Source organism: Shewanella sp. MMG014 (assembly GCF_018100775.1).
Lineage (GTDB): Bacteria > Pseudomonadota > Gammaproteobacteria > Enterobacterales > Shewanellaceae > Shewanella > Shewanella japonica.
This window is the reverse complement of record NZ_JAGJDZ010000003.1, coordinates 516811-523539: the sequence shown is the minus strand read 5'-3', so window position 1 is coordinate 523539 and position 6729 is coordinate 516811. Positions and strand designations below refer to the sequence as shown.

Sequence of the window (6729 nt, the reverse complement as noted above, 5' to 3'; positions counted from 1 at the left end):
TTTTTAAACTTTTATGACAAATGGGGTTTAAGCGTTTATTAATTAACCACTATGATTTAATTATCTTCAATTTTGCAGTTTAAAGACCTAGTTTGCCTCTTTCTATAAGGAAATAGAAAACGGTTTTTATAATCTAGTTCCCTTTCTATAAGGCTATCTTTACGCTTTTATGGTCAAGTATATTGATTTAGCTATTGGTTTTATCATTCAATTAGCCTATTTTATTTTGATTAAAGGATTTTAGGCTCCACCATCTAGGAATGTTTATGCTTAGTTTACGTTTGCTGTATTTAGTTTCGTTTGTTTGTTTTTCGCAGTCAGCTTTAGCAACTGTTATTTATACTTGGGTAGATAAAGACGGTGTTTCTCATTATAGCCAGCAACCACCAGCAGATGTTGACTCTAAAAAAGTATACAGCGAGGACATTGAGCCCGCTCAAGTCGGTTATGTACCCGTAAAATCTGTCAGTTCTTCTTCACAGTCTAGTTCTAGTGAAATGGATTTAGCTCAAAAAGCTGCATTAATCAAAGAGCGAGATGCTGAACAAGCCGCTTCAATTTGTGAAAGTGCTAAACACAGCTTAAATGTATTAAACACATATCAACACTTACATCGCAAAGATGCTGATACAGGTGAAGAGATTGTCATAACTGAAGAAGAACGCTTGGCTCAAATTGAAAAGAACGAAGAACGTAAGCAGCTTTTTTGTCAATAATATAACAAGTTTATTAGCTACAATGATAAAAGGAGCCAATGGCTCCTTTTTAATTAACTATTCATGACACCTATTCAAGGTATATATCATCTCTACCTGCTGCCCTAGTTCAGTTTACGCGAGCAGGTTATTCTGCTTTACCAACTGTATACATAGATTTAAACGTGCCACTATTACATGTCTCTGTTCCTGACTTCCAACCATTATCAAATGCATCAATGCCATCAAGTGTTTTATCCTTCATTGATTCGAGTGTCTCATTTGATTTCTTTTGTGCTAATGCACTGGTGCAACCTGTGTTGTAGCCAAAGTGGTATAAGCTATTATATTCAACATTACCGACTTCGATAATTTCACCTTCTTGTTTTTCAGGTGAGCTAGAACATCCGGTTGCAGCTATTGAGAGTAAAGCAAAGCCTAATACGACTGATTTATTCATGTTATATCCTTCTACTTGAAATCAGGTTGCTATTCATAAGGGAACATATTGAAGTTAGTAGATCAATTCACTTGTCGCAAGCTTATGGGTTCAATGGCTACTGTAAAGTTATATTTCAATAAAAAAGGAATGGTATTTACCATTCCTTTTATTACTGTCGCTGACTATTTATTGGGTAAACGTCAGTAATCCATCGTTGACATCAATCATAATCGGTTTACCTGGAAGTAGTTCACCTTTTAATAAATGTTGCGCTAATGGGTTTTCAATTTCTTGTTGCAGTGCTCGTTTAAGCGGTCTTGCACCATACGTTGGATCAAATCCAGCTTCGGCAATTAACGCCAATGCATTTTTAGAGATTTCCATGGTGAAATCCTTTTCAGCCAAGCGTTGTTTCAAGTTCTGCAACTGTATCTCTGCAATATGCGCTATATGCTCTGCATCTAACGGATGGAATACCACGGTCTCATCAATACGGTTTAAAAACTCTGGTCTAAAGCTCTGCGTCACCACATTCATTACGGCCGATTTCATCTGCATATAGTCTTGAGAGGCAGAACCTTCCTGAATAATGTCAGAACCCAAATTAGACGTCATGATGATAACGGTATTTCTAAAATCAACAGTACGGCCTTGGCCATCCGTTAAGCGACCATCATCTAATACTTGCAGCAAAATGTTGAATACGTCAGGGTGCGCTTTTTCTACTTCATCTAACAAGATGACTGAGTAGGGTTTACGGCGCACAGCCTCAGTTAAGTATCCACCTTCTTCGTATCCCACGTACCCAGGAGGTGCACCGACTAATCTTGAGACAGTGTGCTTTTCCATAAACTCTGACATATCGATGCGAACCATTGCTGATTCGGTATCAAATAAGAAGTTAGCTAATGATTTACACAGTTCAGTTTTACCCACACCGGTTGGCCCTAAGAATAGGAATGAACCAATTGGGCGATTCGGATCGGCAAGTCCAGCTCGGCTACGTCTTATTGCATTTGATACCGCTTCTACAGCTTCATTTTGACCTATCACTCGCTGATGTAGTGCATCTTCCATTTGTAGTAACTTATCACGCTCACCTTCTAGCATCTTAGAAACAGGTATTCCTGTTGCCTTTGAAAGTACTTCGGCGATTTCTATATCAGTGACCTTGTTACGCAATAACGTCATATCTTGCATTTCTGCTTGCGAAGCCAAATCGAGCTGCTTTTCTAACTCTGGAATACGGCCGTATTGTAATTCTGACATGCGAGTTAAATCTCCCGCACGTTTTGCGACTTCCATATCCATTCTTGATTGTTCGAGATCGGCTTTAATATGCTGAGTTCCGGCCAATGCCGCTTTCTCGGTATGCCAAATTTCATTCAGTTCGCTGGCTTTTTCTTCAACTTGCTTCAGCTCAACTTGTAAATGCGTTAATCGTTTACGACTTGCTTCATCTTCTTCTTTGGCAAGTGCTTGCTCTTCTAGCTTAAGCTGGATAGCACGGCGATCTAATCTGTCTAACGCTTCAGGTTTTGAATCTATTTGCATTCTGATACTTGATGCCGCTTCATCGATCAAGTCGATAGCTTTATCTGGTAGCTTTCTATCAGAGATATAACGATGCGACATACTTGCGGCGGCAACAATAGCAGGATCGGTTATCTCTACATGGTGGTGCAATTCATAACGCTCTTTTAATCCACGTAATATTGCAATGGTATCTTCAACGTTGGGCTCTTCCACCAGCACTTTTTGAAAACGACGTTCAAGTGCTGCATCTTTTTCAATATATTGGCGGTACTCATCTAACGTTGTTGCGCCAACACAATGTAAATCACCACGAGCAAGTGCAGGTTTTAACATGTTACCTGCATCCATTGCTCCTTCGCCTTTACCTGCACCAACCATGGTATGCAGTTCATCGATGAACAGAATGACTTGGCCTTCTTCTTGAGCTAACTCATTTAATACCGCTTTTAATCGCTCTTCAAACTCACCACGATATTTAGCACCAGCAATTAACGCGCCCATATCTAATGACAGTACACGCTTATTCTTAATTCCTTCTGGAACCTCACCATTAACAATTCGTTGAGCTAAACCTTCAACAATGGCGGTTTTACCGACGCCTGGCTCACCAATGAGCACTGGGTTATTTTTACTTCTACGTTGTAGAACTTGAATTGTACGGCGGATTTCTTCATCACGACCGATAACAGGATCAAGCTTACCTTGCTCGGCACGCTCGGTAAGATCCACTGTATATTTGTTTAATGCTTGGCGTTGATCTTCTGCGTTAGGATCATCAACTTTTTGTCCACCACGAATTTGCTCAATGGTGGTTTCCAATAACTCTTTACTTGCACCAGCATCTTTCAAGCACTTGGTTAACGCATCACTTCCTTCAAGCGCGGCCATCACAAATAGTTCAGATGAAATATATTTGTCTTTACGTTTTTGAGCTAGCTTGTCACAAAGGTTAAGTAAACGAATTAGGCCCTGAGATAACTGAACATCTCCCCCAGTACCTTCCACTTGTGGCAATTTTTCTAACTCTTGACTCAAAGAAGAACGCAGCGCACTAACATTTATACCCGCTTGCGTTAGTAAAGGGTGAATTGAGCCAGAATCTTGGTTTAATAACGCCATCATCAAATGAGTAGGTTCAATGAACTGATGATCACGCCCTAATGCTAATGATTGCGCATCTGAAATAGCGATTTGAAATTTGTTGGTCATACGATCAAGTCTCATACGTCCTCCTAATCAATTTAATAAAAACGAAAGATTTGATAATTAAAATATGGGGATGTTTATGAAAATTTCAATCGTGTGAATATAATTCTGTACATTAGTGTTAGATTAATTGATTAAGATCAAATCGATAAAACAGATTAAGATTTTAACCAAATGAAAGAAGCCATTCGTCCTGTTTGTTGATCTCGGCGGTAGGAGAAATAATCAGGATTAGTAAAAGTACACACATTTGCACTATAAATGTGTTTAATTGCTTGTTTAGATAAACGCATGGTTGCAAGCCCACATAAATCGGCTAAGTATTTCACGCCATGTGGTTTAAACCATTGCTTAGCTTCAATATCTTGTTCAACAAATTGTTGCTTTACCTCTGCACCCACTTCAAAAGCATTTGGACCAATTGCTGGTCCCAAATAAGCAATTATGTCACAGGCTTCTGCATTAAAGCGCTTTATTGCAGACTCTATAACCCCATCACACAATCCACGCCACCCTGCATGCACAGCAGCAATTTCAGTTCCTGCTTTATTACATAGCAACACAGGCAAACAGTCGGCGGTCATGACGGCTAACGCCACTTTGGCATGATCAACATAGCTTCCGTCAGCTTTGGGAGGAATAGACTGAGGTGAAATATTGGCAGGACTTACTTTTGAGTAATCGATAATAGTAGTGCCATGGACTTGATCTAACCAAGTGACTGGCACATTAATCGCTAAGGTTTGCTGAATTAAAGCTCTATTAGCCAAGACATCTTGAGGGGCATCGCCTACATGTAAACCTAAATTTAAGCTATCAAAAGGCGATTGACTCACACCGCCATGACGGTCTGTCATGGCGATGCCGATATTGTCAGGTATTGGCCAATTTACGTGATACACGCTATCCCCTTCGCAGCGAATACTTATAAATACTCGATTGGGTTTTCTTCAGTATCTTGACGTAACGCTCTGGTCAGCATTTGCATATCTTCAGGGATAGGCGCTTGCCATGACATGATTTCATGGGTAAATGGATGAGCAAGCTCCAAACGTACTGCATGTAGCGCCTGACGTTCAAAGTTTTTCAAAATATCAAAAAACTCTGGGCTAGCTTTTTTAGGCGGACGTGGGCGACCACCGTATACAGGATCGCCAACCAACACGTGACCTATGTATGACATGTGAACACGAATTTGGTGAGTACGCCCCGTTTCTAAGCGCAATCTTAAACGCGTATGAGCACGGAATTTTTCAGCAACACGATAATGAGTAACAGAAGGACGACCGCCCATGACAACTGCCATTTGTGTACGGCGCGTTTCATGACGATCAATCGGTTCGTCTACTGTTCCGCCAGCGGTCATCATCCCAATCACAATCGCTTCGTATTCACGTACAATATCGCGCGCCTGAAGTGCTGCAACTAAATGGGTTTGCGCTTCAACCGTTTTAGCAACCACCATTAAACCAGTGGTGTCTTTATCTAAACGATGCACAATACCAGCACGTGGAACATGTTCAATCTCAGGGCAATGATGTAATAGCGCATTTAATAATGTGCCATCAGCATTACCAGCACCAGGGTGAACAACCAAGCCAGCTTGCTTATTTACCACTAAAATATGATCGTCTTCGTAGACAATATTTAGGTCAATTTTTTGTGCTTTGTCTTTTACTTCTTCTTCGAGCGTTGCTTCTACCGCAATTAACTGCGATTCTAGTACTTTCTCACGAGGCTTATCGACAACAACGCCATCGACTGAAACTGCACCAGATAGGATCCATTCTTTGATGCGTGTACGGGAATAATCAGGGAACAATTCAGCCAAAGCTTGGTCTAATCTTAAACCGGTTTGGATTGCTGTGATCTCGCTTTTTAGGTTAATCTCTTGTGTCATAGGAACCGTACCCCTTTTTTGGGGTCCAAAGTGAATGTGCTATCTGTTACAATCGGATTGTTTTCTATTTTACAGTGAAATGGAAAAATTCTTAACAACAACTTATAAAAGAATTGAATTTACATATGTATAAATTAGCCAAAGGCGCCGCCCTAGTATTGTTTTCATTAGCTTTAACAGCATGTAGTACCTCTAAAGGTTTTGAAGATGAAGACCTCAGTGGCAAGTCTCCAGAGGGACTTTATGCTCAATCTAGAACCTCAATGGAGCTAGGAAACTACTCTAAAGCAGTTAGAACACTTGAAGCATTAGACTCTCGTTACCCATTTGGCCCACATAAAACTCAAGTTCAATTGGACATGATTTTTGCTTATTACAAAATGGACGACGTCGCATCAGGTATTGCAAATATCGATCGTTTTATTCGTTTAAACCCAACGCATCCAGATATTGATTATGTCTATTATATGCGTGGTTTAACTAATATGCAGGCAGATAATTACCTATTTCACGATATGATGAATATCGATCGTACTGATCGTGACCCTAAAAATGCACAAGACGCCTTTAAAGATTTTGATCGTTTAATCAAAAGCTATCCAAACAGTAAGTATACGGCTGATGCTCAGCAACGTATGCAATACCTTAAAAACCGTTTAGCACAATACTCGATTAAAGTGGCTGAGTATTATATCAAAATGGAAGCATGGAGTGCAGCAGCTGTTCGTGCACAATCTGTGATGGAGCAGTTCCCTGGCACACCAGCAACGGAGCAAGCTTTAGAAATTATGGCACAAGCATATGGTGAATTAGGCCAAGAGCAACTTCAACAGAATACATTAACGGTTATCGCTGCTAACTATCCAGATAGTGACTTACTCAAATAACAGCCAAGAATCATATTGCTGATTCTGCGTTAATATAAAAAGCCTGCGATATATCGCAGGCTT

At 40.2% G+C, this 6729-nt stretch carries 6 protein-coding genes; 2 read left to right on the top strand and 4 right to left on the bottom strand.

Annotation, left to right across the window (positions count from 1 at the left end; translation table 11 throughout):
* Positions 1-266: 266 nt before the first annotated feature.
* Positions 267-716 carry a DUF4124 domain-containing protein gene (locus tag J8L86_RS07560; RefSeq protein ID WP_065109563.1) on the top strand — a complete coding sequence of 150 codons (450 nt, stop codon included), beginning with the start codon at positions 267-269 and terminating at the stop codon, positions 714-716.
* Between the two features lie 127 nt (positions 717-843).
* Here J8L86_RS07560 and J8L86_RS07555 read toward each other — a convergent pair whose 3' ends face one another.
* From J8L86_RS07555 to rluD, 4 genes are all read right to left on the bottom strand, one after another.
* Positions 844-1155, bottom strand: a complete 312-nt coding sequence (locus tag J8L86_RS07555; protein ID WP_055025185.1) for a hypothetical protein — start codon at positions 1153-1155, stop codon at positions 844-846.
* A gap of 168 nt (positions 1156-1323) precedes the next feature.
* Entirely contained in the window at positions 1324-3897 is a 2574-nt protein-coding gene (gene clpB / locus J8L86_RS07550; protein ID WP_065109562.1) for an ATP-dependent chaperone ClpB, read from the bottom strand.
* 140 nt (positions 3898-4037) lie between these two features.
* Positions 4038-4781 (bottom strand): peptidoglycan editing factor PgeF, encoded by a 744-nt coding sequence (gene pgeF, locus J8L86_RS07545; protein WP_211029589.1) that lies wholly within the window; start codon positions 4779-4781, stop codon positions 4038-4040.
* A 23-nt stretch (positions 4782-4804) separates the two neighbouring features.
* A complete protein-coding gene (gene rluD / locus J8L86_RS07540) occupies positions 4805-5779 on the bottom strand; it encodes a 23S rRNA pseudouridine(1911/1915/1917) synthase RluD (protein WP_055025182.1) in 975 nt (324 codons plus the stop codon).
* A 125-nt stretch (positions 5780-5904) separates the two neighbouring features.
* Here rluD and J8L86_RS07535 point away from each other — a divergent pair, with 125 nt between their 5' ends.
* Entirely contained in the window at positions 5905-6666 is a 762-nt protein-coding gene (locus J8L86_RS07535; protein ID WP_055025181.1) for an outer membrane protein assembly factor BamD, read from the top strand.
* Positions 6667-6729 lie beyond the last annotated feature (63 nt).